General features: G+C 58.6%; 20 protein-coding genes and 5 pseudogenes. 8 read left to right on the forward strand and 17 right to left on the reverse strand.

The features are described from left to right. Positions 1–697: 697 nt before the first annotated feature. From JJB99_RS31035 to JJB99_RS31060, 10 genes and pseudogenes are all read right to left on the reverse strand, one after another. Positions 698–1,369: a nitroreductase gene (locus JJB99_RS31035; protein ID WP_200496006.1), complete on the reverse strand. Its 672-nt coding sequence runs from the start codon at positions 1,367–1,369 to the stop codon at positions 698–700. Positions 1,370–1,403: 34 nt separating this feature from the next. Further along, positions 1,404–2,381 carry an NADPH:quinone oxidoreductase family protein gene (locus JJB99_RS31040; RefSeq protein ID WP_200298503.1) on the reverse strand — a complete coding sequence of 326 codons (978 nt, stop codon included), beginning with the start codon at positions 2,379–2,381 and terminating at the stop codon, positions 1,404–1,406. A gap of 72 nt (positions 2,382–2,453) precedes the next feature. Continuing rightward, the gene (locus tag JJB99_RS36460) at positions 2,454–2,999 is read right to left on the reverse strand and encodes an acyl-CoA dehydrogenase family protein (RefSeq protein ID WP_246775048.1); all 546 of its coding nucleotides are present in this window, start codon (positions 2,997–2,999) and stop codon (positions 2,454–2,456) included. Continuing rightward, positions 3,000–3,413, reverse strand: a pseudogene (locus JJB99_RS36815) (acyl-CoA dehydrogenase family protein); the annotation flags it as partial. Then, positions 3,299–3,598, reverse strand: a pseudogene (locus JJB99_RS36470) (acyl-CoA dehydrogenase family protein); the annotation flags it as partial. The pseudogenes JJB99_RS36470 and JJB99_RS36815, both read right to left, overlap by 115 nt. A 201-nt stretch (positions 3,599–3,799) precedes the next feature. Further along, the gene (locus JJB99_RS31050; RefSeq protein ID WP_200496007.1) at positions 3,800–5,011 is read right to left on the reverse strand and encodes an ABC transporter substrate-binding protein; all 1,212 of its coding nucleotides are present in this window, start codon (positions 5,009–5,011) and stop codon (positions 3,800–3,802) included. A 103-nt stretch (positions 5,012–5,114) separates the two neighbouring features. Beyond that, positions 5,115–5,258 (reverse strand): annotated as a pseudogene (locus JJB99_RS36475) (acetyl-CoA C-acetyltransferase); the annotation flags it as partial. Positions 5,259–5,326: 68 nt separating this feature from the next. Continuing rightward, positions 5,327–5,434, reverse strand: a pseudogene (locus tag JJB99_RS36995) (hypothetical protein); the annotation flags it as partial. 10 nt (positions 5,435–5,444) lie between these two features. Next, a pseudogene (locus JJB99_RS37000) lies at positions 5,445–5,618 on the reverse strand (acyl-CoA dehydrogenase family protein); the annotation flags it as partial. Positions 5,619–5,986: 368 nt separating this feature from the next. Next, positions 5,987–6,658 carry a TetR/AcrR family transcriptional regulator gene (locus JJB99_RS31060; RefSeq protein ID WP_200496008.1) on the reverse strand — a complete coding sequence of 224 codons (672 nt, stop codon included), beginning with the start codon at positions 6,656–6,658 and terminating at the stop codon, positions 5,987–5,989. Positions 6,659–6,911: 253 nt separating this feature from the next. Here JJB99_RS31060 and JJB99_RS31065 point away from each other — a divergent pair, with 253 nt between their 5' ends. The 3 genes from JJB99_RS31065 (at position 6,912) to JJB99_RS31075 (ending at position 9,994) form a co-directional block, all read left to right on the forward strand. Further along, positions 6,912–7,289 carry an AMP-binding enzyme gene (locus tag JJB99_RS31065; protein ID WP_200496009.1) on the forward strand — a complete coding sequence of 126 codons (378 nt, stop codon included), beginning with the start codon at positions 6,912–6,914 and terminating at the stop codon, positions 7,287–7,289. Between the two features lie 141 nt (positions 7,290–7,430). Next, on the forward strand, positions 7,431–8,618 hold the full coding sequence (locus tag JJB99_RS31070) for a diaminopropionate ammonia-lyase (protein WP_200496010.1): 1,188 nt from the start codon (positions 7,431–7,433) through the stop codon (positions 8,616–8,618). A 467-nt stretch (positions 8,619–9,085) separates the two neighbouring features. Continuing rightward, positions 9,086–9,994 carry a LysR family transcriptional regulator gene (locus tag JJB99_RS31075; protein WP_200298497.1) on the forward strand — a complete coding sequence of 303 codons (909 nt, stop codon included), beginning with the start codon at positions 9,086–9,088 and terminating at the stop codon, positions 9,992–9,994. A 338-nt stretch (positions 9,995–10,332) separates the two neighbouring features. Here the strand turns inward: JJB99_RS31075 and JJB99_RS31080 are convergent, their stop codons facing one another. The 4 genes from JJB99_RS31080 to JJB99_RS31095 form a co-directional block, all read right to left on the reverse strand. Then, on the reverse strand, positions 10,333–10,854 hold the full coding sequence (locus JJB99_RS31080; RefSeq protein ID WP_200496011.1) for a hypothetical protein: 522 nt from the start codon (positions 10,852–10,854) through the stop codon (positions 10,333–10,335). A 343-nt stretch (positions 10,855–11,197) separates the two neighbouring features. Continuing rightward, positions 11,198–11,359 carry a hypothetical protein gene (locus JJB99_RS31085; RefSeq protein WP_200496012.1) on the reverse strand — a complete coding sequence of 54 codons (162 nt, stop codon included), beginning with the start codon at positions 11,357–11,359 and terminating at the stop codon, positions 11,198–11,200. A 762-nt stretch (positions 11,360–12,121) separates the two neighbouring features. Then, complete coding sequence (locus JJB99_RS31090; RefSeq protein ID WP_246752201.1) at positions 12,122–12,790, reverse strand: GNAT family N-acetyltransferase; 669 nt, start codon at positions 12,788–12,790, stop codon at positions 12,122–12,124. Between the two features lie 1,065 nt (positions 12,791–13,855). Continuing rightward, the gene (locus tag JJB99_RS31095) at positions 13,856–15,934 is read right to left on the reverse strand and encodes a prolyl oligopeptidase family serine peptidase (RefSeq protein WP_200500371.1); all 2,079 of its coding nucleotides are present in this window, start codon (positions 15,932–15,934) and stop codon (positions 13,856–13,858) included. A 1,120-nt stretch (positions 15,935–17,054) separates the two neighbouring features. Between JJB99_RS31095 and JJB99_RS31100 the strand changes: the two genes are divergently transcribed. Together JJB99_RS31100 and JJB99_RS31105 are read left to right on the forward strand one after the other, a co-directional pair. Then, positions 17,055–18,470, forward strand: a complete 1,416-nt coding sequence (locus tag JJB99_RS31100; protein WP_200496013.1) for a M16 family metallopeptidase — start codon at positions 17,055–17,057, stop codon at positions 18,468–18,470. Then, entirely contained in the window at positions 18,467–19,837 is a 1,371-nt protein-coding gene (locus JJB99_RS31105; RefSeq protein ID WP_200496014.1) for a M16 family metallopeptidase, read from the forward strand. The genes JJB99_RS31100 and JJB99_RS31105 overlap by 4 nt, the downstream gene beginning before the upstream one ends. Before the next feature lie 399 nt (positions 19,838–20,236). Here JJB99_RS31105 and JJB99_RS31110 read toward each other — a convergent pair whose 3' ends face one another. Continuing rightward, a complete protein-coding gene (locus JJB99_RS31110; protein ID WP_200298491.1) occupies positions 20,237–20,443 on the reverse strand; it encodes a cold-shock protein in 207 nt (68 codons plus the stop codon). A gap of 601 nt (positions 20,444–21,044) precedes the next feature. Here JJB99_RS31110 and JJB99_RS31115 point away from each other — a divergent pair. The 3 genes from JJB99_RS31115 (at position 21,045) to JJB99_RS31125 (ending at position 23,447) form a co-directional block, all read left to right on the forward strand. After that, positions 21,045–22,301, forward strand: coding sequence for a right-handed parallel beta-helix repeat-containing protein (locus JJB99_RS31115; protein ID WP_200496015.1), 1,257 nt, complete (start codon positions 21,045–21,047; stop codon positions 22,299–22,301). Between the two features lie 580 nt (positions 22,302–22,881). Beyond that, positions 22,882–23,100 carry a hypothetical protein gene (locus JJB99_RS31120; protein ID WP_200496016.1) on the forward strand — a complete coding sequence of 73 codons (219 nt, stop codon included), beginning with the start codon at positions 22,882–22,884 and terminating at the stop codon, positions 23,098–23,100. Continuing rightward, positions 23,097–23,447, forward strand: a complete 351-nt coding sequence (locus JJB99_RS31125; protein WP_200496017.1) for a hypothetical protein — start codon at positions 23,097–23,099, stop codon at positions 23,445–23,447. The genes JJB99_RS31120 and JJB99_RS31125 overlap by 4 nt, the downstream gene beginning before the upstream one ends. A 1,080-nt stretch (positions 23,448–24,527) precedes the next feature. Here the strand turns inward: JJB99_RS31125 and JJB99_RS31130 are convergent. Both JJB99_RS31130 and JJB99_RS31135 read right to left on the reverse strand, forming a co-directional pair. Further along, positions 24,528–24,920, reverse strand: coding sequence for a hypothetical protein (locus JJB99_RS31130; RefSeq protein WP_200298487.1), 393 nt, complete (start codon positions 24,918–24,920; stop codon positions 24,528–24,530). A 1,153-nt stretch (positions 24,921–26,073) separates the two neighbouring features. Then, a complete protein-coding gene (locus tag JJB99_RS31135) occupies positions 26,074–26,376 on the reverse strand; it encodes an HU family DNA-binding protein (RefSeq protein ID WP_200496018.1) in 303 nt (100 codons plus the stop codon). Between the last annotated feature and the right edge of the window lie 327 nt (positions 26,377–26,703).

Consider the following 26,703-nt stretch of genomic DNA (forward strand, 5'->3'; position numbering starts at 1 on the left):
TCCATCTCGAAGCTGTCGCTCGTACATGGCACACACAAAAGAAGCCCGGCCGTCTTCGGCGAACGGGCAGGAGTCAACCTCGGCGGACGTCGCTGTTGCGACAGCTTCCGTCGACAGTGGCAGGGCCTACGGGCCGCAGTACCCGCCCAAGCACGTGGCCGGACTAAGATGCACTGGGTTGATGCTCGAGATGCACCGAAACTTCCCCCGGCTCTCGGCAAAGATCGAAACACCATTCTGATTGGCCGAAGGCTTTTCTCCAGACCAACGTCTTTCTTATGCGGGGCCTTATAGGATTGGTAAAATCGATTGTGTTGATGGGCCGCATCTACAGAATGGATAGCTACCGAAAAGCTTTCTTACGGTCCGTTGTCATTGGCGACCTCGCTGTTTCGAGATCGCTCGCCTCCAATATGGTTCGAGCGCGGGTAAGGACGCACATGGCCAAAGAGGTTTTGTGGTTCAGGATGGCGAGCTGCGCTCAAGGCGTTGTGCAGCTCCGGCCTGTACGTTGCGAGGACTTTGCAATGTCCCTCGCGGGCCAACCCTCACATATCCTTGCGGGGTTCTGAGCCTCTTGATGTGGCGTAGTACATCGGGCTACTGCTCAGAGTGGATCTTCCGCACGTTCCTGGCGAGGCCGTTGATCAATTTGCGGACGCTCGATATCCGACGGATCTTGTAGTCGAAGCCCTGGTCAAAATCCACGGATTGTCATGAATTCCGATGGATCAGCACGATCTGCGCGCAGTCGGTTGATCGGATGCTCTCGATCCATGTAGCCGAGAGCCATGCCGCAAAAGAGCATCAGATGGGAGGGCAACCCGATGAATTCCGCGACGGTCTTGTGCCACAGCGCCCAAGCCTCTTGCGGACAGGTACTCAATCCCTTCTCCAAAGCGAGCAACATAATGGATTGCATGTACATGCCGAGATCGGCCCATTGCCCAGGCTCCATCTGGCGATCGATGGCGAAAAACAGGCCGACAGGCGCACCGAAAAAGATGAAGTTCTTCGCGAGCTGATTGAGACGCGCAGCTTTGTCTTCGCGCGGAATCCCGATGGTGCGATAAAGATCTTCGCCGTTCTTGAATCGCCGACTTCTATACGGCTCCTTCAGTTCTGGCGGGTATATGTTGTACTCTGGCGGCTCGCCCATCGGGCTGATCTTGATCCGCTCGGCCATCAACGCCTTAAAACGTGCGAGCTCTTGGCCGCCTAGCGCCCAGACATGCCACGGCTGTAGATTACCGCCGGATGGCGAACGACTAGCCCCAAGCAGGATGTCTTTGACGACCTCGCCGGGGACGGGCTTCTCCAGGAATGCCCGCACAGAGGTCCGGGAATTCAGCGCGTCCGAAACATTCATGAGGATTCTCCAAAAAACCAATCTAGGAGGATCGTCAGCCGATCCGGACAACCATCTTTCCAAGGGCAGAGCGCGTCGTCATCGCCTTGAACGCTTGGTGGAATTCCTCAAATGCAAAGACCTTTCCTACGACGGGAACAAGCGTCTTCTCACTTAGCCAAGTGAATAGCTGGGCGATGACTTGATCTCGCACATCCGGTTCACGACGACCAATCTGCGCCAGGTCGACACCCAACAGCGCCCCTCCTTTTAGAAGAGGCAGATTGAACCGCAGCGCTGGAATAATCCCTGAAGCGAAGCCGATCACCAGGTGCCGACCATTCCAGGCGATCGAACGGAATGCCTGCAGGCTCAGCTCTCCTCCGACGGGATCGTAGATTACGTCCGCGCCGTGACCGTCGGTGAGTTCCTTGAGTTCGTCGCGCCAGCTTTCGTGCGTGTAATCCAGGCCCGCATCTGCCCCATATTGAATCGCAAATTGTCGCTTCTCTTCAGTCGAAGCGGCCGCAATGATGCGGGCACCCAGCAACTTCCCGACCTGAACAGCCGCTATTCCAACCCCGCCGGCGGCACCCAGAATCAAAAGGGTCTCGCCGCTCTGCAGCTTTCCCCGGGCGCTGAGTGCATATAGTGCCGTCAAGTAATTGGCGAAGAACGAGGCGCCGACCTCAGGCTCTATGCCTTTTGGAGTCACGAAAAGGTCCGCGGCCGGCACGCAAATATATTCGGCAAGACCGCCATTTCTGACCATTCCGATGACCGGCGTACCGGGCGCGAAGCCCGCAACATCTGGGGCTACCTCGTCGACAACCCCGGCGAACTCCGACCCCGGCGTAAATGGCAAAGGGTCCTTGGTCTGGTAGAGGCCCTGCACCTTCAGGCCATCCACGAAACCGACGGCAGCGGCCTGGATTCGAACGCGGACCATTCCCGCTGACAAGTCCGGCCTAGCCACGTCCCTGATCCTGATATTTTCGATGCGATCGTAGTTTTCGACCAAGACTGCTTTCATGACACCCTCTTCAGCGCGCCGGCCTATCGGGGTCGGCCATCGAGTTTACGCGTTGGACAGATTCCCCAAATCCTAGAGCTCCCTGGAGATCACTTCCTTCATCATTTCGCTGGTTCCACCGTAAATGCGCTGCACGCGTGCGTCGGCATACATGCGTGCGATGAGGTACTCGTTCATGGAGCCGTACCCACCGTGCAGCTGCAAACACTCGTCAATGACCTTCCCCTGCTGCTCGGACGCCCAGAGTTTGGCCATCGAAGCCGTGGCTGCATCGAGCGTACCGGAAACCAATGCTTCGACGCACTGGTCGACGAAGCTGCGCGTGACCTTCGTGATCGTCGCCAACTCGGCCAGCCTGTATTTGGTGTTCTGAAACTCGGCAATCGACTTTCCGAACGCCTTGCGTTCCCGAACAAACGCAAGCGTCGCCTCGAGAGCGCCCTCCATTGCCGCCACAGCCATCACGCCGATGATGGTGCGCTCATAAGGCAAGTCTGACATCAATTGATAGAAGCCACGCCCTTCCACTCCGCCAAGCAGATTTGCGGCCGGCACCAGGACCTCGTCGAAGAACAGCTCGCAAGTATCCTGCGCCTTTAGTCCGATCTTATCGAGCACGCGGCCGACCCGAAAGCCGCGAGCTTTGGCAGTCTCGACCAGGACAATCGACATTCCGTTCGCTCGCTCGGCCGGACAGGTCTTCGCGACGACGAGCACCAAACCCGCAAGGACGCCGTTGGATATGAAGGTCTTGGAACCGTTGATGACGTAGCCGTCGGCACGCTTTTCGGCGCGAGTTCGAATCGATTGAAGATCCGACCCGGCCCCGGTTCGGTCATCGCAACGGCTCCGACGAGTTCCCCACTCGCCAAGCGCGGCAGATATTCCCGCTTTTGCTCCTCGGTCCCGTGGTTCAGCAGATAGTGGGCTACGACCGTGTGGACAGAGGGGTTCATTCCCGTCAAGCCGCGGCGCGCCATGGCATCGTAAAAGATCGCTTCGTGCCGAAAATCGCCTCCGCCGCCGCCATATTCGCTCGGGATGTCCGAACAGAGAAGTCCAAGCGCTCCAGCCTTCAGCCAGAGTTCGTGCCCGACATTGCCTCGTTCGCGCGCCTGTTCATCCAGCGGCGCCATTTCCTTGTCGATGAAGCGACAGACCGTGTCCCGGTACATCTCGAGCTCAGAATCGAGCCAAGAGGGTCGATAGTTGATCATGCGCCTTACTCATCGCTTCGACGAGCGTAACAATTACGTTCGCGGCCGCTTGAATTCGGAACAGTTCGGGCGATGTGCGATCGGATGACCCGCTGATAGGTCGTCCGACGCATTTCTTGTCCGAACACTACCGATTGCAGCCCACCACACAGTCACAGCTCAGATGGTCGAAGGCATGCGTCGCGGTTCTCTGCGACCAATTTAGTCCGCCGTATCCGCGTTGATCACGTCTCCGAACAGCTCCCACTTTTCGCCGCGAAAGCGCATCAGCTGAAGTTGGGTGATCGGAGCAAAGTCGATCGGCGAGGTCTTCACGTAGATGCCCGGCAGCAACGCCTCGGTGCGCCAATCTTTCAGGTTCGCAGCCTGCTTCATGACGTTCTCGCGGGTGAGATCGTCACCGCATTGCTTCAACGTTTGCGCCAGCGTCTCTGCAAGCGCGTAGCCGGTAATCAGCAAAATGTCGCGCTTGTTGCCTTCCGGATAGTATTTGCTCAAAAAGCCCTGAAACTCCTTCATTCCAGGATCATTGTCCCACTGCGGATCCGCCGGATCCTTCAAGTAAGTGGCAGAAATGATGCCTTGCGCGTTCTCGATGCCGGCAGGCTTGATCACACTGCCCACTGACGCCGAAACGTTGCTGAGAATATGCAGCGGCTTCCAGTCGACTCCAGCGATCTTCTTGATTGCCTGAGCGGCAAACTTGGGAGAGCTGATGTTGACCAGGGTATCGGCCCCCGTCGCCTTGAGCTTGACGATATGACTGTCGATCGTCGGCTCCGCAGTTTCGTAGCTTTCCTCGGCGACGATCTTCGCGCCGAGCCTGTCCTTGAGTCCCTTCAGGTAATCCTTTCCGAGATCGTCGTTCTGGAAGAATACGGCGACTTTGGCGTTCGGCTTTTCCTTCAAGATATACTTCGCGTAGGCATGCGCCTCGCTCTGGTAGGAGGGCTGCCAACCCGTAGTCCAGGGAAAGTTCTTGGGGTCATTGAATTTGGTAGCGCCCGACGCGACGAAGAGCTGCGGGATCTTCTTGGAATTCAGGTATTTCTGGATGGCTGTGTTGTTCGCTGTGCCCAGCGGATCGAACATGAGCAGGACTTCATCGCCCTCCACCAGCTTGCGCGTCTGCTCGACAGCCTTGGGAGGCGAGTACGCATCGTCATAGCTGATGAAGTTGATCTTGCGGCCGTTGATGCCACCCTTATCGTTGATCATCTTGAAGTATGCGGCCTGCACCTGGCCGATGACGCCGTAGGCGGATCCTGGGCCACTGTAGGGCATGAGATTGCCGACTTTGATCTCCGTATCGGTGGCCCCGGTGTCGTACTTCTTCTGCGCGAGCGCGACGCCCGAGGCGAGCGTGATTGCCGCTGCCGCCAGAGCGGCCGTCCCTATAATCCTTGCAAACATATAATCTCTCCTCGTTGGGTTTCGCTTTTATTTTGTTTTGACGTTCTACTCCTGGCTCTGGATCGCGACCCGTCAGCACGCCCGGAAGATCACCCCAAAGCCTCATGATGGTCACGTTCGCGATGCCGCCGCCCTCGCTCATCGTCTGAAGCCCATATCGCTTGCCCCGAACCCTCAGAGCATGGACCAGGGTTGAAAGGAGCTTCGTACCCGGGGCACCGAGGGGCTGACAGAGCGCAATCGCGCCGCGAATGCACCAATCATTCGGCCAGAGATGAGGGAGGGCAGAAATCCAGCTTGCTGCGCTGGCGTGCCGTCCTTGAGCAGGGCTGAAACGATCAGACTGTTTTGAATGCTCAAAATGGTAGACAGAGCACCGGTCAGCCGCGGCGATTTCAATAAGCGAGAGCGCGCACGAAACATAGTCGGCGCCTGCTCCGCCGACCGCTTCGGGCGCCGTCATGCCCATAAGTCCGCGGCTCGCGAGTTCCTCAAACAACCGCGATGGGTATGGCTTGGCTTCTTCGTAATCGCGAGCGAAGGGCGCAACGCGCTCCCGCGCGAACTTGCGCACCTCGTCGCGAATGGCGGCTTGCGTTTCAGTCATGATCACTGCGCGCGCCTATCGATTATTCGCCCAGGCGACCTCAAGACAGGGAGCGCGACTGCGCTAAGCACGACACGGAAACACAGTGAAGTATCTGGCTTTATTAGTTTCTGCCGAATTGATCGGCTCCTCCCCTGCTGAATCTCCGCGCTTCTGCACCGGCGTAAAAAGTGATATTGATGTCATATTACTGAAGGGGCGCATCGTCAAGCCGACCCGCGGAGCGCAGGGCCAAGCCTGTCCACCTGACCTTTTGGATGATTGCCACCGCTCGAACGCTGTTCGCGATCTCTGGCAGACTTCAGCAACAAGCGGCATCGCGCCTGTTTGGCTACGACATACAGGTTCGATCGATGGCAGAACGGATGCTAGTTGGGAGCTGCGGGATCGTCATTGTCGGCACCAAACACGCCACGATACCAGACCTTTGCACAGTGTGACCCTATGTGCTCGATCTCCGCATCGCTTGGATCTTCCGAGGCGAGATCAAATTTCATGTAGGCAACCTGCTCCATCGTGGCGCCGAGCACTTCAGCAGCCATTTCAGGATCGAGTTCGCGGCTGAGTTCGCCCAAGCTCTGAAGCCGTGTCAGCCAGGTCGCGGTGCGCCTTACGAAGCGGCTACGTTCCGTGACATACAAAGACAGAAACGTCGCTTTCTCGCCGCGAGCCGCCGCCTCGCGCATGACGCGCAACAGCTTGCGATGCTGGGCATAGATCTTGAGATACGCGATCGTATTCTCAACGAACTCGGCTTCGGTTGCCTTCAACGAGCGGCCCGACCTTCGCTTACTCGCAACGTAAATCTCGTCGACCAATGGCCGCAATACGGCCAGCAGAATCTCGTCCTTGTTTCGGAAGTGCCGGTAGAAGTTGCCGTAAGACGTTCGAGCGAGCTTGACGATGTCCTGGACCCGGGTGGCCTCGTATCCTTTGCGCGCGAATACGCGTGCCGAGGCGTTCAGCAGGCGCTGACGCATTGCCGCGCCCTTCGCCGTGGCAGGGGCTAACGGCTCCAACGCAGAATCGGTCTCCAGCATTTGGCACCCATAACACCGCGGCTGCTTGACCACCAGCTTGGAACCCGGTAACATGACGTCGATGTCACTTTAAGGCTAGGCTCGAATCGCAATCATTTCAAGGCCGGGAGCTGCAGAGCTCGCCTGGCCTGTCGATGCAGCCAGTAGCCCCCGAGCAGGGGTGGGCGCCCTCGGGTGCTCGGTCGCGGCAATTCCGTTCAAATTCCTAATTTCGCCTCTCTCTCTTGGAAAGGCGACATCCAAGGACGTGTTGATGTATTCGGGCACCCACGCGCTAATAAATCCGGCCCGCCCGGCCCTCATCATGACGCATTGGACGACGGTCGGCGATATCGGACACGTCAGACGGGTATGTTTTCTTGATCGATCGCAAGGCGTTCATGATCATCTCAGGCGGGGTCAACATCCGTCCTCAAGAGATCGAAACGTTCTCGTGCTTCATCCTGCGATCGCGGATGTAGCCGCCATAGGAATCCCCGATCCACATATGGGCGAACAGGTCAAAGCCATAGTGCAATCGCTGCCAGGCATGGAGGGCAGCGATAACTTGGCGGAAGAACTCATCGCTTTCATGAAGAATCGAATTGCAGGCTACAAGGCGCCCTGCAGCATCGCTCTTAAGACTGGCTAGCTCATGAAGCAGGAGTTGCGTAGTCGGTATTGGTCGGAGAAGACAGCCTGACATCAAGCGCCTGAAATGGAATGAACCGCTCTGCTCTGCCGCCCGCCATCGCATGTATGCCGCTGAATTTGGTCAACACAACATAACGCCATGTTGCTCCGCAATACCCTCAGTGACTATCGATTGCCGCTTGATTCCTCCGATGCCGATGCTCTCGGCGTCGAGGCTGCCCTGACAGTGCAGCACTTTCTCCAGCACAGGCAGGGGGCGGCCCCTACCCCGATGGTTTCACTTCCTGCCGTTGCGCGTCGTCTGGATGTCGGGTCCATTTTCGTCAAGGACGAAGGACAACGACTGGGTCTCGGTAGCTTCAAAGCACTGGGTGGGGCCTATGCTGTCATACAGCTCGTCCTTGGGCTCGCTTCGCAACGATGGGGCCGTCCAGTGGACATTTCTGAGTGGCGCTCGCCGGAGGTCGCCACGGTCGCCGCGGGCATCACCGTGACATGTGCCACTGACGGCAATCACGGCCGATCGGTCGCACAAGGCGCGCAACTCGTCGGCGCAAACTGCGTCATCTTTGTTCATGCTGGAGTCAGCGATGAGCGCTGCCGAGCGATCGCGCGGTATGGTGCCCGTATCGAACGTGTTCAGGGCAATTACGATGATTCCGTTGCGTCGGCATCGAAAATCGCCAGCGAACGGGGCTGGATTGTGGTCTCAGACACATCTTGGCCAGGTTACGAACGGATTCCTCACCTCGTTATGCAAGGCTATACGGCATTGCTTCGTGAGGCCCTTGCAGCACTGCCGAAGCCTCCAACCCACGTGTTTGTCCAGGCCGGTGTTGGCGGCATCGCAGCGGCGACTGCCGCTCATTTTTCGCTTGTATTCGGAAAGGACAGACCCTTCTTCACTGTGGTGGAGCCGGATCGAGCGGCCTGCCTTCTCGAGAGCGCCAAGGCCGGCCAGATCGTGAAGGTGCCGCACGACAGACCAACTGTTATGGCGATGCTTGAATGCTACGAGCCATCACTTGTTGCCTGGCGCATCCTCTCACGCGTTGCCGATGCCTTTATGACCGTCGATGATGCCGAGGCCGTTACGATGATGAAGCAGCTTGCTTATCCCGTTGACGGCGACCCGGCCGTCGTCGCCGGCGAAAGTGGCGCAGTAGGTCTCGCCGGATTGGCAAAGGTGGCGGGCGATCCAGCGTTGCGTGCGGAGATCGGGCTCGAGTCAAATGCCTGTGTCTTCCTGATCAATACCGAGGGTGCGACTGATCCAGCGCTCTATGAGAAACTCGTGGGCGCTCGCCCCGAGGACTTGACCGGCTGAACCGGCTGAGGATCGCACATAATATGCCGAGTTGTCCGACATTTATGGGGTTTGCAGTGGCCGCCCATGACAGCCCTGCGTCCAGTGGTCGCGGTGCGACAGCGCTTTCGGTTCTTCACATGCTTTGCGATCACCGGCCATTGCATGTGGATTTCAAAAACCCTTCTGCACTCTGGAATCGTTCGCGACTCCTTTGCCGGCTTGCCGATCCAGTTGAACACTGCAGTCGCCTGCTCGCCTTTCGCGGCAAACCCAAAGCGAAGTCGGAGGGCTCTTCGATTGTACGGAAGCAAGTAGCTGATATACGAAGGGTTGGGAAAGCTATACCAAGGTTTGCGTGCAGCAGTTCGTCATCATCCTGCTATGTCTCGACTCTAACTCTCCATCCAAGATTTGCCGCAACTCCCGAGAGTAGGTAAAATCGATTGTTTGGATGGAGCACATCGACACGATGGATACTTCGCCCCATGCGTTTCAACGGTCTTGATCTAAATCTTCTCGTCGCGTTCGACGCTCTCATGACGGAGCCGAACCTCACCGCGGCCGCGCGGCGAATCAACCTGAGTCAGCCGGCCATGAGCGCGGCCGTGGCCCGGTTGCGCACCTATTTCCACGACGAGCTTTTTACCATGATGGGTCGCAAGCTTGTTCCGACGCCGCGAGCCGAAGCGCTTGCTGCCCCAGTTCGCGAGGCTCTGTCGCACATCCAACTCTCCATTATTTCTCCTGACGGATTCAAGCCGGCCGAATCGAATCGCCGCTTCAGGATCATCCTTTCCGATTTCATGATGACCGTGTTTCTTCGAAAGGTCGTGGACCGCGTCGCGCAGGAAGCTCCCGCCGTCTCTTTCGACTTGCTGCCACCCGAAGAGGACCCCGATCAGCTTCTCCGGCGCGGTGAGATTGACTTCTTAGTTTGTCCGGAATTGTTCATGTCGCGCACGCATCCCAAAATGCCGCTGTTTGACGAAAGCTACGTGTACGTCGGCTGCCGCACGAACAAGCAGCTAAATAAGCCGCTTACATTAGAGAGATACCTGTCGACTGGGCAGGTTGCGGCCAAATTTGGGCGGACGATCAGACCTTCGTTCGATGAATGGCTCTTGGTCGAGCACGATCTCAAGATTCGCATTGAGGTTGCTGTGCCGGGCTTCAGCTTGATTCCGCCGTTGATAATGGGGACTGATCGTATAGCGACAATGCCATCGAGGATGTTCAAGCATTTCGAGAACACAATGCCCTTGCGAAAGATCCAAGCTCCGCTGCCGGTTTTTGCCTTCACCGAGGCCGTCCAGTGGCCTGCACTTCACAACGCTGATCCGGCCAGCATTTGGCTGCGGAGCATTTTTCTACAGGAGGCGTCCCGCATAGCATAAGATCGCCTGAGCTCGAACACGTGGCTGGTTAACCACAGCACGCGGCGATCAACGACATATCGCGTCACGGGATTTGAGAGTACGCATCCGCACAGGGCGTAGCCTGATTGGACTATTCTGGCTGAAGTGCTCGAGCCTCGCGGGATTTTCCTTGTCCATGCGGACGAAGTCGATCCCTAGTCCATACAGAAGTCAGTGAAGGGCTGGATATCCTCTTCTCCGAAGACATGGACGCGAATGACGCCGCCCTCGATCTCCATTTCGTTGGCCGACGTCGCGCTGCCAGTCTTTGTTTCGCCGAAATGCGATCCCGTCCACCAGAAATGCATCGCCTGACATCAACGCTGGCTCGTGCTCGGTTCGGAGATCAGTGGCGCGCCCCCGACCGAGACCGGCCCTTCTGGTTTAGCGGGTTGGACCGCTCGCTTGCCCGGCCTCGAAACGGGTGGCGCTGGCGGCTGAGAAGGAGCCAGAAGAACGGAGGATGGGACGGTCGGTTTCTGCAACGATTCAATTCTCGATGTCAGCGCCTCGATCTGATCCGCCATCCGTTTCAAGTCGTCTTGCTGCGTGCCGATGTTACGATTGATCTCTCCAATTTGATCACTAGCCTTCTGCTGCTCGGACCGAATCTCCAAGAGTGCCTCCCTATCTTCAGGTGACAGGCTTGTCGTTGGGGCGACTTCACCAACCGACGGCTTCTCGAAAATTTCTTCAGCATTGGTCCAGAAATAGGCTGCTCCGGCACACAGGCCGATGGATACGGCCGCGAGCGCGAAAAACGACGCAAACCGTCTTGACGACCTGTGCAAGACGGGCGGTGGTTCCAAGCTGCTCGGTTCATCAATCACATTCGTCATCCCTCAGCCTGCCATTCTCATCCGTGCTGGTTTTTCTCGTGACGCGATAAAGGGTGATGGTCAAGAGATCCTGGGGACCGAGAGCGCATCGTTTGCGCAACTTTGTCCGATCGCTTGGTCTCATGAGACCCATTGACAGCCGGCGCGGCGAGCCCCGTAGTCCATACTTCGTTGAAACTGAACGACCGGAGCTGCGACCCAGCGGATGAGCGGTGCCCAAGGGAGTGCCATCTTGGCAAGCTCGCGCTCGTCGAGCTCAAGTGATCTCCTTTCAGACAAGCGCTATTGGGAGCGCCTCGTCTCCTCGCCGCCCCGTCGTCGCCGCAAACAAGCCTCGAGCGGTTCAAGACCAGGGGCTCAATCCTCGCTCTCGCATATCTGAGTATCCAATTGGCTTGCGCGGACGGTCGGTCGCGTTCAGCCCGTTGTTGGAAATGCCGGTATTTTTGCGCGCAGTCAAATACTGCTTCTGCTTGCGCTTTGGCGGCCGAATGGTCAGCTGCATGAAGGGATCGTGGGCCTGCAATCGAGCGCTCCTCGTCGCCGGCTCGCTCGTTCAACGCTTTCTTGCGCAAAACGCAGACTCACGCACAAAAGCTGCAATGTGAAAAAAGCGCAGGCTGCATGCTTTGTCTCGGGTCTAATTTCATCGCCGTAATGGGGGGCTTATGTGACGAGGCCCGATGGCATCTGACTGGTCTTGGGGATGTGCCGCCTCCGCTTAACTCGATTTCGTTTGAGGGTCCGGACGCCCGAGGAAGAACGCCACCCGGCAGCATGATTGATCGGTTAGAGGAAATCGAACAACTATCGACAAGAATGCAAACTATCCGCAATCATTTGCCGACGAGCTCTTTGATCACGGGCCGGACCCGCGAATCTCATTGTTGAATCTACCGGTGCATGAGCCATCATCGCGAGCTGGGTACTGCATCAGGACACGTCGTGCCGCCACGGGGACGTCCTACGCATACGCCAGCGCAGGAATCGATCCGATGCCGATTGATCGTCCAGGCCGGCCAAATCCGAAATTGAGTTGTCAGACACAGAAGTCGCCGTCGGGGTTCTGGCTGTGATGAGGATGGCTCGGCTGAGGCCCTTCACGTTCGCAGGATTCAATTGAGAACGTAGAAGGGCTCAGCTAGGGCCTATACCTGATCTGGTCGCGCAAGGCAGCAATATGGGCATGTCTGCCTTGCCCCGTGAGAGATCAAGCGCCTGACGGCGAGATATAGTCGCCACAATCCGCGTAAGTTCTACATACAATTTATGCAAATGTTGCAACGGTTGAGTCCGGGATAGCGCGTCGCGGTGCGCGGCGCCGCCGAGGCTCCAGCCGGGTTGGAGCCGCAGGGCTACCCTGAGCTGGGCCGTGCAACGGCAATTTGAGGCGCGGACCAATCTCTGAGAAGCCGAGCTTCAAGTACAATGCTGAGTTGGGACTGCGGTTCCACATCGGCTGCCTTGGCGCTCCCACCTCGAGTTGGCCCCAGCCTTTTGTTGTCCCGAGGGTAACGGCCGCGTCGATGAGCGCCATCGCAACACCGGATGATCGCTGATCCGGCACCACGTAGAGCTCAGTGATAATGCCGTAGGTTCCGCGGGCAAAGAGGGCGGCGCTTTCCGATAGCATGATGAGGCCGACAGGGTGTTCCTCCGCAAAAGCAAGAAACCCCGAGATGCGCTCCTTCATGGCAAGCAGTTCCGCAACCAGTTGAGTATCCACTCCGGCCTCCACGTGACCGGCCCCAAGTTCGGCAAGCAGAGCACTGACCATCCGAGTCACCGTTGCGGCATCGTCGACCGAAACCTCACACGTCGTCACCATGTCACATCCTCCACCACGCAGTTCAGCGGCAAGGAACGGAGCCGCCGCAGCCAACAACCAAAAGTAGATACGCTGACAATTTGAAGGTCCAATGACGCGTTCGTTCACACCATCGAGAGGTCGCCAGATCTCCGCTTGGCTCCTAGCTGACGGTGACGGCTCAACGTTTAATGAAACCCGCTTCCTCAGCGACCTGCGCGAGCTTTCGATGTCGCCGGCCTCACTGCTACGAGCTAAATGAGCTCGATCAGACTGGCGACCGATCGACGCAGGTCGCATTTTGCTCCATGCGAGCAGGCCCTCGGCTGTTTAATGCGGCGCCAAACAATCGTTTATGGGGCATTCCGCGATCGGCGGGGTCAGCATGTGGACCCGATGTGAGTTAGGCCAAAAAACGACGCGCACGTCGGATCGTGCCGTGTGACTCGGAGTTGACGAGGTCGTCGAATCCTTCGATCTCATCAGTGTACCACGACGAACGAGCCATTGGGCGATAGTGTCTCAGAGAATGAACTACGGCGCGAGTCGAAGACGCACTCTTTTTTGTCGTGGTTGGAAAACCAGCTTTCTTATATTTACGACCAACGGATCGTTTGTTGCCGCATGAAAGCATCACCGCCTGGCAAGTGCCAAGGGAGCTTTGGTCGAGACAGCATCTTGCGCCATCTCATTGATCCTGGTTCTCCGCTCGAAGTCATGCTTGTCTTGGTTGAACTTACTCTTCGCGCATCACTCAAGGGCGGCGCCGCGGTGTGGGCCGCGGCGGCGTTGCGCCAGACGATCTTGGGAAATTCAGCGGCGAATTTGCCGACCAGGAAGCACACACGCCTGCGCAGCCGTGGCGATGATGCGGACGCTCCGCTTTCGCGCTCTTTTTCTGACTGCCGAAGCAGGACCCGACGCCTTGCGCCAAAATCCCGCGAAGACGTTCTATGGGCATTGCCGTGTTTTTTCGGATTGGCTCCGGCAATGCCGTTTCGGCCCAGTCTTCGATGCGTAGACGGCGTGAGCATGTCCTTGCTGAGGTCGTATCGGCTGTCGCTCTCGGCTAGCTGCGCACGCCGTTCTCACCTCGCCAGAGCCTGGAGCAGTCACGGCACTGCTTCTCTTGTCTGCGCCTGACATTTCAGTCTCGCTCGATCAGCACTCGCCATACCTGAGTGTGAAGCTCGCTTAGGCCTGATCGTCCAACCATCCGATCTTGCTCTTCAGGAACTGAAAACCAAGCACCTGAAAGCTGGCATGCTCTTTGTTGTCCCTGCCATAGCCGTGCCCGCCCCCGTCTGCTTCGTAGAAATAGGCCTCGTAGCCCATCACCTGCAGTTTCGCTACCATCTTGCGGGCGTGCCCCGGATGAACCCGATCGTCCCGCCGCGTGGTGGCAATCAGAATCGACGGATAGCGTTGGCCCGGTTTGGCTGCATGATAAGCGGAGTAAGTCTTGAGCCATTCCCACTCCTCAGGTTTGTCGGGATCACCATATTCCGCGATCCAGCTCGCTCCTGCCAGCAGCTTTGTGTACCGACGCATGTCGATCAGCGGAATCGTGCAAAACAATGCGCCGAACCGCGCAGGATAGCGCGTGAGCATGTTGCTGATGAGGATGCCGCCGTTCGACCCGCTTTCGGCGGCTATCCGCCTCGGCTCAGTCACGCCGCGGCGCACCAGATCCGCGGCTACGGCCGCGAAGTCATCGTGCGATAGTGTCTTGCCGGCAAGCCGCCCGGCGTCGTGCCAAGGTGTGCCGAACTCGCCCCCACCGCGCAGGTTTGCCTGTACCGTGGTGCCACCACGCTCCAGCCAAAGCTTGCCAAGGGCCGCATTGTAGTACGGCCTCACTGAGAGCCCAAAGCCGCCATAACCGCTTATATGGACCGGCGCGTTGCCGGTCTCCGCGGCTGGACCGGTCTGTACATAGGGTATCCGCTCGCCATCGGTCGAGATCGCCTCGTGCTGCGTGACCACGAGGCCATCGGCGCTAAACGTCTTTGGCGCCTGCTTCAGTACGATCGGGCTGGAGATGCTGCGTTCGATCAACATCAGCGAGGGTGGTGTGAGCGGATCCTGCACGGTGGCGAGAAGGTCGCCGTTGCTTTCGGTTGGATGACGATCGAGGGGCCACACGTCGACCACGCCGATGCCGGGCAGCCCGCGCAAATTCTCGTGGCTCCAGCCGGCGGATGAAGGCGTGCAAATCTCGAATACTGGGCGTAGCTCGTCGAGAATGGAAAGAACGAGTTTGTCGTCGGCCCAGAACAATCCCTGCAGTGCCCGGCGCGGCCCCGGCGCGAAAACGATCGTGAAGTTGCGATCGCCGGCCAGAAAGGCAGACAACGACATCCCAAGCACAGTATCGGGCGGGTGGGTGACGCCGGCAATGCTCCATGCTGAGCGCAGCTTGACGACAAGCCAGTCCCGGTACACTCGCAGCCAGATGTCGGAGGGAAGGTCGAGCTTCACGCTCGCCCCGGTTTCGGTTCCGAGCCAGACGTCGGAGTTGAAGAAATCCAGGTGATCGACGAACCAGACACGTGGCAATAGTCCGGTCCGATCGACCTCGCAACAGGCCCACATGCGATCTGGTGTGGTCTCGAACATCACGGCGGCGCGCTCCACAGGCTCGCCACGGCGCCACAATCGCACGGTCCTCGAATAGCCCGCTGTCGTTGCCATGCCGCGGCCATGGGCGCTGGACAACAGCAGCGTGTCGGGATCGACCCAGGTGGCGCCACTCTTGGCTTCCGGCAACGTGAAGCCGTCGGCCACAAACTCTTTCGTGTTAAGGTCGAATTCGCGCAAGACGACAGCATCGCTTCCGCCGCGCGACAGGCCCAAAATGATTCGTGGATGATCTCCTGGCAGCGAGGCCATTGAGTTCAAAAGCCAGTCCTCGCCCTCCTTTGCCGCGAGCTGGTCGATGTCGAGCAAGGTTTCCCAGGAAGGATTCGGCTTGCGAAATTCGTCCAGTGTGGTCACTCGCCACAGGCCGCGTAGGTTGCTGGCGTCCCTCCAGATATTGTAGAGATGATCACCACGCCGGCCGACATAGGGAATATTGTCCGATCGATTATAGATCGAAGCCAGCGCATCGCGATCCCGCTCGAAGGCCGCTCCGCCGAAATCCCGCAACGTTCTGCCGTTCTGCCGCTCGACGAAATTTAGCGCGCCTCCGCCGTCTATCTCTTCGAGCCAGAGATAGGGATCATCATCAGGAGCGGAGAGCGTCGGCCTTCCAGCTTGCGATTTTGCCATCAATCTTGCTTTCGACACCGTTCACTCCTCGGACTGGCATTGGTGCGCACTTTTCGATGCGCCATCGACTTGGATACATGCGCGGTTTGATCGCCGCGCCGAGCCTACAACCTAACGCGGCATGCGATTCAAGTCCTTCCTTCGAAGTGAACGCTGCTCGGCAGATTGAGATATTGAGGTTGGCTCCGCGCCATCAACTCGGCGACGAGCGCAATTACTAGTTGGCGCTTCTATTCGGGTTTTTATCTAACCTTCATTTGGCGAAGCACGCATTGGAGGGATTTCCGGCCAAGATGCCGCAATGATGGTCGACCCAAGCTGATAGCTGCAAAATGGATGTTGCATAAAAAGCGACGCGCACGGCTTCTGCGCCGCCGCCAACGGCCAATGTTAATAGTTGACGCCGAACAGCGCGTCATTGCTTCTTCACGTCTGTCAAAGAGTTGCGCTGCCAACCCGCTCCTGCTCGAGACCATAATTGAGCGCGTGACATGATGTGCAGAGGGCGACACATCCAAGAACGCAAGGCTGGATCATGACCGCGGGGGTCCTATTGCAGGATCTACCAGGATGCGTGGTTTACTAAACCAATTCAGTGAGGAGCATCCTCTCCAGTACCGTGACACTGACTGGGTGCCGTGTGCAACGGAAGCAATCGAGTGCATCAGAACCTGCACCAGCAATCTCGTACTCAATTTGCCAAGCGGGGTGCATCTGACTTCCTCAAATGGCAAGCCATTTTCGAATGAAGATTGGCATTGTCCGATATACGACATGTCGGAGACGCAACATCGCTTATTCGAGCTGCACTCGTATTTGCGAGGGTTTCCCCTTTGGCACGGCTAATGCTTTGGGGGATTCGCATCGCGTTGGGCCGACATAGTCCTGCGGAAGCGCACAGACTCTCGATTGGATTATCGGAGAGTCCAGAGCGAGCGAGAGATGAAGTTCGTTCATCACTCATCCCCCATTTCCTGACGAACTAGAATGGAGCTTTTGAACAGCCATGCCGATCCAGCAACTGACGAACTATGTCAATGGCAACATTGGAGCCAAATGCAGCGCGCTCTATCGTGCTTTCTCCTGGGATCTTTGGGCTCGGATGTTTACACGAATCTCAATGTCCTCGTACCCGTCGGCGGCTTGCCTTCTTGCTGCACTGCTCACGAGTTGCACTCTTTCTAGCGGCAGCGCCTTTGCCCAGACGACGCTCACGTCGGCGCCGCCCGCCAGCTTCACGCTCAGCAACGGGCTTCAGGTCGTGGTGATCCCGGATCATCGCACGCCCGTGGTCACGGAGATGATCTGGTACAAGGTCGGCTCGGCCGACGAGACGCCCGGCAAATCCGGGCTTGCCCACTTTCTCGAGCATCTGATGTTCAAGGGCACGGAAAAGCACCCGATCGGCGAATTTTCCAAGACGGTGTTTCGCGTCGGCGGCAACGAAAACGCTTTCACCTCACTTGATTACACCAGCTACTTTCAGCGCGTCCCGCGTGAGCAACTGCCGACGGTGATGGAGTTCGAGGCCGACCGTATGAACGGCCTCGTCCTCAAGGACGAAAATGTGCTGGCCGAACGCGACGTCGTGCTCGAAGAGTACAACATGCGCGTCGCCAACAGTCCCAACGAGCGCCTGGTCGAACAGATCATGACGGCGCTCTATCTCAATCATCCCTATGGCCGGCCCGTGATCGGCTGGCATCAGGAGATTGAGAAGCTCGGCCGCGAGGACGCGCTCGCCTTCTATCGCCGCTTTTATTCGCCGAACAATGCGATCGTCGTGATCGCCGGCGACGTCGAACTCCCCGAAGTCCGCTCGCTGGTCGAACGCAATTTCGGTCCCATTCCGGCCCAGCCCGCGATCCCCGCCCAGCGCGTCCGCCCGCAAGAGCCGGAACCGGCAGCCCCGCGCACGGTCACGCTGTCCGACCCGCGCGTCGAGCAGCCCGTCCTGTGCCGCTTCTACCTGGTGCCCTCGGCGAGCACGGTCGCTCCCGGGGAGAGCGCGGCGCTAGACGTGCTCGCGCAGCTCTTGGGCAGCGGCAGCAATTCCTATCTCTACCGCGCGCTTGTGGTCGACAAGCCGCTCGCCGTCTCCGCCAATGCCAGCTATTCGAGCCTCTCGCTCGATGCGACCCAGTTCGCGGTCTCGGCCTCGCCGAAAACCGGCGTCGGCTTTGCCGAGGTCGAGGGGGTGATCGACGGCGTCATCGCCGGCATCGTGCAGAACCCGATCCCTGCCGAGGACCTCGAGCGCGTCAAGACGCAGCTCATTGCAGGAGCGATCTACGCCCAGGACAACCAGGCGGCGCTAGCGCGCTGGTATGGCGGCGCACTGACCACGGGTCTGTCGATCGAGGGCATCCGAAGCTGGCCAGACCGAATTCGCGGCGTGACCGACGAACAGGTCCGTGCGGCTGCACAAAAATGGCTCGATAAGAAGCGCTCGGCCACGGGCTACCTGATCAAGGACACCACTGCCGCCAAGACTGACGCCAAGACTTCCACCAAGCGCGAGGAGAAACGTACGTGATCCATCCCATCCTTCACGCCCGACGCATCGTCCTGTCGTTGGCCGCCGGCGCAGTGCTCGCTCTGGCTCCGGTTTCGCCCTCCAAGGCCGCCGTAAAGATCCAGCGCCTGGTCTCGCCCGGCGGCATTGAGGCCTGGTTCGTGCAGGACGCGACCGTGCCGCTGATCGCGATGGAATATTCATTCGCCGGCGGCTCGTCCCAGGATCCCAAGGACAAGCCGGGCGTCGCCAATCTCGTCGGCGATCTCCTCGACGAAGGCTCCGGCGATTTCGACTCCAAGACGTTCCATGAACGTCTTGCTCGCCGCGCCATCGAGCTGCGCTTCCGTGCCACCCACGACAGGTTCCAGGGTAGCCTGCGCATGCTGCGCGACAACAAGGACGAGGCCTTCGAGCTGCTCCGGTCCGCACTGACCTCGCCGCATTTCGACACGGCCGATGTCGAGCGCATCCGCTCCCAGGTCATCTCTGGGGTGCGCCGCGAGACCACCAACCCGACCTCGCTGGCAATCCGCAAATTCCTGGAGGTCGCCTTCGGCGATCATCCCTATGGCCGGCAGACCAATGGCACACTGAACAGCGTGCCGACCATTACCGTCGCCGACATGAAGGATTATGTCGGCCGCATCCTCGCCAGGGATACGCTGAAGATCGCGGTGGTCGGCGACGTCGATCCGGAAACCCTCGGCAAGCTGCTCGACGACACCTTCGGCGCCTTGCCAGCCAACGCCAATCTGGCACCGGTCTCGGAGATCGAGGCCGCAAAGCCACCGCAGCGCGCCTTCGTGCCGCTCGACGTGCCTCAGACTGTGATCACCTTCGGCGGTCCCAGTTTCAAGCGCGACGATCCGCACTTCATGGCGGCCTATGTTGTCAGTCACATCCTCGGCGGCGGAATGTCCTCGCGGCTCTATCATGAGGTCCGCGAGAAGCGCGGGCTCGCTTATTCGGTGTTCGAATCACTGCACTGGATGGAGCATTCGGCGGTCTTCATCGGCAATACCGGCACGCGCGCCGACCGCGCCGGCGACACCATCGACGCCGTCGAGAAGGAGGTACGCCGTATCGCCGAGGAGGGACCGACGCAAAAGGAGCTCGAAGATGCCAAGTCCTACCTCAAGGGCTCGCAGATGCTGGCGCTCGATACTTCGTCCAAGCTGGCCCATGCGCTGCTGCAATATCAGCATGATCAGCTGCCGATCGACTATATCGACAAGCGCAACGGCATTGTCGATGCGGTGACGCTGGACGACGCCAGGGCGGCCGCGAAGCGATTGTGGGGCCAGGGCCTCTTCACCGTCGCTGTCGGCCGCGCACCGCAACCCGTGGCGCTGCCTGCCGCCGTTCCGGCGCCGAAGTCAGACTGATCAGGCGCACATCGATGGCTGGGCTTGCCCCGGCCATCGATATCGTGACGCCGTACTGTTGATATGCCGGCAGCCACTATTCTTGGTAATTCCCGGCGCCCACGCTGGTACACCTGCTGCGGGCAATCCCGCGACACGGCCATCGCCGAGCCGATGTGCTGAGCCGGCTTTCCCTGCGTCTCAGGCGCGGCCGGACAAAGAGCAAAACCGTCGAGCGATATCTGCTGGCGAAGCTTCCCGATTCGCAATCTGTGTTGAGGCCGGCTGGGCCCTTCAGTTCGAAAGCAATGCTGAATGTTCTGGCCGGATAGCGTCGCCAGGGACTTACATTGGAAAAGTGTACAAGGCGCACGGTGATATGGCCCCTGACCTCAGCCCCCGTTTGCTCAGGCCGAAATGCTAGATAAGGCGCAGGTTATCGGCTGATATTTTCCCCGAGCGGCCGATCTTTGGTTCGTAGCTGATCTTGCCTCTTTCCGGGAGTAGGACCAGGCCAGCCTTCTGCACCGCAGAGATATGAACGAACACGTCAGGGCCGCCGTCGTCCGGCGCGATGTAGCCGTAGCCTTTAGTCGGGTTGAACCATCTCACGATTCCAATCGCCACTGTCTTCTCCCTAAAAACGACACTGAATCCCGCGCTGCGATGTAGCAGCCGCGTTGCTCACCTCAGCAACTCGCGTGCCGCTCCCAACGCGCCGGAGAGAGTGTAGAAGGCCGTGTGTTTGGCGCGAATTCGCGGGCTTCTTTGTCTGTCGTTCTTGAATGCCACCCAGCGAATGTCTTCAATCCAACAGCACTGGTACGACAAGATACGAGGGCGATGACTCGGCCCTCTGTCTCGTGTGCAGATCACATCACGAGACCCGCTGCACCGGCTCATCCAAATGATGTTGAAGTTCGGCGAGTGCAGTTTGGCAGCGTTCAAATTGACCAGGAGGTCGCTGCCGGCCTCGGGCGAGCCGCTCGATCATTGGCAGACTTGATTTTTGATGGCAGTCGGCCATCCACTCCAAACCACGTAAAGTGTGCGCTACCTTCCAGATTCTTCTTGTGGCATGCTAGGCTCATGCATTTTGGACGGCTCACAGGATCGGCACCGTCGAGCCGGGATGCAAACAATGCCACAGAGATTCGATCCGCGTGGCTGGCCGTGGCTCAGACGATGGGTCGTTTCAACGTTTCTTTCATTCGCCGATGGAGAGTCGATGTCTACGAGGCAAGCGGTATGCCAGCTGAAACAGTCATTGGGAATGCTCGCTGGACTCGCCGGCGTTGTTGGGATCTCCTGTGCTATCGCAGCGAGCAATCTGCGATGGGACAGCGCACAGGGCTTTGGTGCCGGAACGACGGGCGGCCTGGGAGGCGAAGTGGTTCAGGTCAGCTCACTCAAGGATCTGACTTATCAATTGTGTCGTTCGTATAGCTCTGGAATCTGCAATGACGATACTCCGCGCGTTGTCCAGATCGTCGGGACCATAGATTTCACAGGAACGGAAGGGCGCGGTAAGGGTCCAGGTTGCCAATACAGCAACACCTGTCAGACGCCCTACAAGGGCGAATCGCTTCTCCTCTTGGATGGGCTCGATACGCACTGCGACGGCAAGCTCAAACTGGACGTCAGCTTCGATAAAGCGGGCAAGCATCCCTTGGAGGTCGGATCAAACAAGACCGTGATTGGCGTCGGATCAAACGCTGCAATTAGGGGCAAGGGACTGCGACTGAATGGTGTGAGCAACGTCATCGTCCGCAACCTGACCATCAGTGACATTAATCCCGGCATTGTCTTCGCGGGCGATGCGATTGCGATTTCGCGAGCGAACCGGGTCTGGATCGATCATAACCGCTTTCATAACATCGGGCGCCAGATGATTGCCGGCGGCCTTGGGGCGACGACGAATATCACGGTGTCGTGGAACGATTTTGATGGCAGAGATAACTACTCCTCGTATTGCAACGGAGCGCATTACTGGAACCTGCTTTTCCTTGGCAGTCCTCAGTCGATCACGGTTGCCAACAACTACTTCCATGAGGTCTCCGGACGGGCTCCGCACATTGACGGTCTACGGTCGCTCATTCACCTGGTGAACAACTACTTCCACAACACCGAGTTGCTGCAGCGCAATGGTTTCTTCCACGCCCTGGATGCCGGACCATCCGTTGAAGGCCTGATTGAGGGCAACTACTTCGACAACATTGAAACCCCGATCAGGGCCGAGACTGGGCATGTCTTTGGCGCACTGGGAGGCATAAATCGGGAAATGCAAGACCTCTGCCGAGCCATGCTTGGACGCATGTGTGCGGGCAACATCGCGATCCCCGCCCCGCGCATCAATGGATTCCGGCTGGATGAAAGCGTCATTAGATCTTTTGGCGCTCTTCCGAAGGCGGCTGTTCATCGTCCTGTCCAGCCGGATGGTGTCCCGGCATTGGTCACCGCCAATGCAGGTCCCGGACACCTTTGAATTTTCCGATAGGATCCAGCGAAGCCGCAGCCGCACGCACGCATCTGGGCCGATGGTCCGGCGGAGTTCCTCCCTTTTTCCGGCACACCAATTGCCGGTCCGTGACAGCTGCGCTTCAAAGAGCGCCTTAAGCGTTCAGGCCAATCGGTGCTCACTCCGGGACGCATGGATTTTCTGCAAGAACGCAACCGCCTCGAAGCTTTGGCAGATCTAGTTCGGGCTCCCGCTCGCCCAAGTCTCAATCCACGAAATACGATAACGTCTGAACTGATTGAGACCTTATCGGCTGCCGTCGGTTCAAAATACAAATGCCCTTGTGTCGACGAAAGCAGCTCTTGCTCCGCCGGGCTGCTTCAATGGGCTGACACAAAAAGCTTTCGGATGCAGCGTCCTATTCCTGCGGTTGCAGCCGAAGAACGCATTTTTCCATCGTGACTGCGGGATATTTAGCGGCCTTGCGGCGAAGACAAAGCAATATCTCGAGCTTGAGAGAGCTGGCATGAGTAACTTGGACTAGCAATCTTCCGGAGCGATGGCTTGATGCCACGCATGCATCCGGAGCGGCCAGTGAGAGTGCGTCATGGGGCAGGAATTCTACAGAGAACTGGCGCAGCAGGCACGTGGTCTCGCTGAGCGGGCCGATCCGTTCACCAGGCAGCGGTTGCTGAAGCTCGCCGGCAGCTACGACGTGAAGGGCGGAAATTTTGCACGGTCGTCACGGCCAATGGAGCGTCCGCTGCCGATTCCGCGTACCACGCCGCCGGCGTCGATCTTTTCGGGTCCGGGCGAGGCTGGATGAAATTCGGTGCAGGCCACCCGTTCGCTGATTCGGAAGCCGCGGCACGCAAGAGATCGCTGGCGGCATCGAGCCCAATCAATGGTCCCTTCCTTTGCGATGCCAGCGGCACCGGCAGCGGTTTCCGAATGGGCCGGACATTCGCGGTCGAACGCGAGTGGATCAGGCGGCATGAGACCGGAACGCATGTGAAACCGGCTGAGCACGGACTTGAGTGTCAACCAGTTGTCGAGCGCGAAACCAAGCGCTCTCGGTTGCTTTCGCTGGAGCCGGCCGACCTTCTTGAATCGATCCCAAGTTCAGGCCGATCAGGACGCGAAAAGCATGATCAACGAGCATTGGAAGGATGACGGCCATGATAGAAGACAATTTGGCTCGCATGCGGACACATCGGAACGCCATCGAGCGCCACCGAAGGCTGCTGAAAACCAAGCTCACCGAACAAGACCGGCAGTACGTCTGCAGACGTCTGTCGGAGGAAGAGTCCGCGCTCGAAAGCTTGCGAGCGACGAGTTTTCCAATGGTGTTCACCGAGAGCCTCAGGCCGATGACGTCAGCCTCGTAGCCGGTACGGTCGTGTCGATAGCGACGAACTACGCGCACAGGAGGGCCGCTATGGCACCCCCGTCTGCGAGTTCATATATCGGCTACAAATATTGGAGCCTTTTTTGGATGCGTGGCCTAGTGATTCTTTTTGTGGCCTTTGTGATTATGCTGGCGGCGCGCGGCCAGCATAAGAGTAGTTTCGTGCCGCGTCCAACCGCATCCATGCCACCGGTCAATGTGCCCTAGAGCCGAAGGTTTGGTCCAAACAGCACGGATTTTGCTACAAGGTGCTTCCGTCTCTCCCGGAGTTCGGACCGGTCTGCATTAGGGGGAGCCTCGTTTTCCGAGTTCTCTGAGGACCTGCAGGAAACGGGCAAGCCATGCCTCAAGCCATCCGTCAGTTGAGGCCCCTTGCGCTGCTGCGATCGTGCGCGCGCCCGTCTCATCATCAAGAAAGATTTGAGGACGGCTGTTTTGGCTTCTGACTCGACCTTGCATTTCTCCCACCCTTTCGCGAGGAGCGTGGCAGGGAGGTGTCCGGACCTCCCAAGCCACGCAGCCGCAACAGCTCGGTCGGCGAGCGGTTTTGGCATGTGCAGAACTGTATCGTTTCTCGGGCAGGTTGAATTGATCTGGCGCAAACACGAGAGCCATTTGTCTCCCAGCATTTGTGGATTGTCCCGGTTGTGTCATCGGAGAAGACCAGCTGCGTTTTTCTGGGCGCATTTTCGGGGCCGCGCTTCAACGATAGCGTTGCCCGACGAAGTCTCTACAGCACGCCCTCAAAGCGAGGGGGACCAAGCGAGTAGAGTGGGCATCGGCGCTGCCCTGCCTTGATCCTCTGAAGCTGCGGTCCGGCCGAATGTGCCGTGCGTGCGAGCGGGTCAGGACGCGTTTGCGCTTCTTCGCACGTGGTCGGAGCGGCGGCGCTGCCGCCGCCCGCGTCGACCTGAGCGCGCGAGCACCGGCAGCGGGGCCGCGGGGCTGGAGTATTCGGGCGGATCTTTTGCGGGCTCCGGGCGGCTGGGGCGCGCTTCCATGAATTCCAAGACGGCGCGTCCCTTTTGCGTTATGCGCCACCCGCCGTTCATACGTTCAATCAGGGCTTGCGAGAAGATGTCAAGGTCGGGCACGAGCGAACCCAGTCGTCGGGTGCGTTCGGCCCAATCGCTACCGCTGGTCGCCAGGATCGCCATGTCGCGCTTCAAATCCGCCATCAGGGCAAACCCGTCCGGATAGCTCACCAGGATCTTAAGAACTGTGACCTGGAAGTTCACCCCGCCCTCTTGTGACTATCGCCACATCGTCGACGGCTTCGAGAGCGCGTCGCGGCGAACCTGCGGTACACAGTCGGACGACGTCTCTCCCTGAGTGGCTGCTCTCAGGATTTTTGAGGCGACATTGGTCTGGCCGTCGCTGTCGCACCGGGACACATACTCGCAGATATCGTCAACAACCATGCGCATCAGAGCAAGTATGACCACCTGAATGTCGATGAACCAAAATATAAATAGAATAAGCTGGATCCCAAGCTACGCCTTGGGATCGCAAGCTGCAACACCCCTTCAAGGATACCGGTCATAGTCCGAGGAGCCAAACCGCATACAACACGGCGAGTGGGTGTAGACCACGTCCAGGGTGACACTGGGTTTTAACGGGGCCGCCATCTCGTTCCGCGCAGTTCCGAGTCCTCCCACGGCATTGCCGCCGATGACAGGCCGTTGGCCCGGACGTCAGGAACCGCGGGCCGATGGGCGCCGATCATCAACGTCGGCATGAGTTCGCCGGATTCAGGCGGCTGCCGGTTGCCTCCGATTACCCCAATTGATGATGCAGCTGCTGACCCAACCGCCGACGGCACCATCATGACAACCATCATCGTCGACATGTCATCAGGTAGCACAGCATCACGATAGCTACGAGGCGTTATCCGCCACACCAAGGCTGTTACCGTTTGCGGCGTGGTTTCATTGTCGGCGCCGTTCTATGGCCGGATGCGCAATCGCCACGGTCGTCATATCGCGGAATAAATGGGCGTCTTACCCGGCTCGGTGAAAGCAACATTCGGATCGCACCAATTCACGCGAGGCGTCGATCAGGGCTCCCTTTTACCTTGGCGTTACCGATCGCGACGACTTTGACGTTGGCGCCGACGGCCATCTCTCCCAGTTCCTTGACTGGCGGCAAAACGAGCGAGATCGCCGGTCCCGTCCCCTTCGTCCTCGCCAACGGTCCGGAAGGTCTGATCGTGACCGTCGCCCCGGACCGGGCCTCCAAACTGGCGGCGCGCTGCCAGACGTGTCAGGAGCGGATAGCCAGCTGTTGGCCGATGAGGTTCATAGGGCATCCCTAGGTCGGCAGCGGCAACCTCGGTGCGCTATCCATCCTCGCACCAGCGCCAGTTGGCGCGATCCACGGCAGAGGAGCTCATCATGTCGCGACTGCGTCTTTAGCAACCTTGAGCGGTGACGCTTTGACCGACTTGCTGGCTGGCTTGGCTGCGAATTCCATCGGCTCCTTGGTGAAAGGATTAACTCCGCTGCGGGCTTCAATCGCAGGCTTGTTGACGACCGACAGCTTGGCGAAGCCGGGGATGACGAACTCGCCAGCCTCGTTCAACTCCTTGTAGCCGACGATCGCCAACTGCTCGATGACGGCCTTTACATCACCTTTGGAAACCTGCGTTCCTTGAGCAATTGCGTCGATGAGCTGGTTCTTGGTCATCTTGGTCACGATGAAATCCTTTGTAACGCGGTCCGATACAATGCGTGAAGCACGCCGGCCTCTGTTGCTCTTGTTCGAGCAGGGCAAAACTACACGAATTGCTTCGTTCACTGACGTGCTGAGGCACCTATGGGAAGCGAAAACACAACGATCAGTTCGATCTGTGTTTCCAGCATTGGCTCACCCGTCACAGGTGGACGGCGCATGCCCTATTCGGTATGCAGTTCAACGTTTGAAATCACCCGATGCAGTAGTCAGCGCGGCAATTAGCCAATCGGTCTCGGTTTTCGCAGACGAGTGATGATCGCATGACTTCATTCGCGATGACAGAGCGAG

Source organism: Bradyrhizobium diazoefficiens, from assembly GCF_016616235.1.
GTDB lineage: Bacteria > Pseudomonadota > Alphaproteobacteria > Rhizobiales > Xanthobacteraceae > Bradyrhizobium > Bradyrhizobium diazoefficiens_H.

Coding starts and splice junctions, on each gene's coding strand:
- JJB99_RS31035 (WP_200496006.1), bottom strand. CDS start 1,369: ATGAATGTTTCGGACGCGCTGAATTCCCGGACCTCTGTGCGGGCATTC.
- JJB99_RS31040 (WP_200298503.1), bottom strand. CDS start 2,381: ATGAAAGCAGTCTTGGTCGAAAACTACGATCGCATCGAAAATATCAGG.
- JJB99_RS31050 (WP_200496007.1), bottom strand. CDS start 5,011: ATGTTTGCAAGGATTATAGGGACGGCCGCTCTGGCGGCAGCGGCAATC.
- JJB99_RS31060 (WP_200496008.1), bottom strand. CDS start 6,658: ATGCTGGAGACCGATTCTGCGTTGGAGCCGTTAGCCCCTGCCACGGCG.
- JJB99_RS31065 (WP_200496009.1), top strand. CDS start 6,912: ATGTATTCGGGCACCCACGCGCTAATAAATCCGGCCCGCCCGGCCCTC.
- JJB99_RS31070 (WP_200496010.1), top strand. CDS start 7,431: ATGTTGCTCCGCAATACCCTCAGTGACTATCGATTGCCGCTTGATTCC.
- JJB99_RS31075 (WP_200298497.1), top strand. CDS start 9,086: ATGCGTTTCAACGGTCTTGATCTAAATCTTCTCGTCGCGTTCGACGCT.
- JJB99_RS31080 (WP_200496011.1), bottom strand. CDS start 10,854: ATGACGAATGTGATTGATGAACCGAGCAGCTTGGAACCACCGCCCGTC.
- JJB99_RS31085 (WP_200496012.1), bottom strand. CDS start 11,359: ATGCAGCTGACCATTCGGCCGCCAAAGCGCAAGCAGAAGCAGTATTTG.
- JJB99_RS31095 (WP_200500371.1), bottom strand. CDS start 15,934: ATGGCAAAATCGCAAGCTGGAAGGCCGACGCTCTCCGCTCCTGATGAT.
- JJB99_RS31100 (WP_200496013.1), top strand. CDS start 17,055: ATGTCCTCGTACCCGTCGGCGGCTTGCCTTCTTGCTGCACTGCTCACG.
- JJB99_RS31115 (WP_200496015.1), top strand. CDS start 21,045: ATGTCTACGAGGCAAGCGGTATGCCAGCTGAAACAGTCATTGGGAATG.
- JJB99_RS31120 (WP_200496016.1), top strand. CDS start 22,882: ATGGGGCAGGAATTCTACAGAGAACTGGCGCAGCAGGCACGTGGTCTC.
- JJB99_RS31125 (WP_200496017.1), top strand. CDS start 23,097: ATGAAATTCGGTGCAGGCCACCCGTTCGCTGATTCGGAAGCCGCGGCA.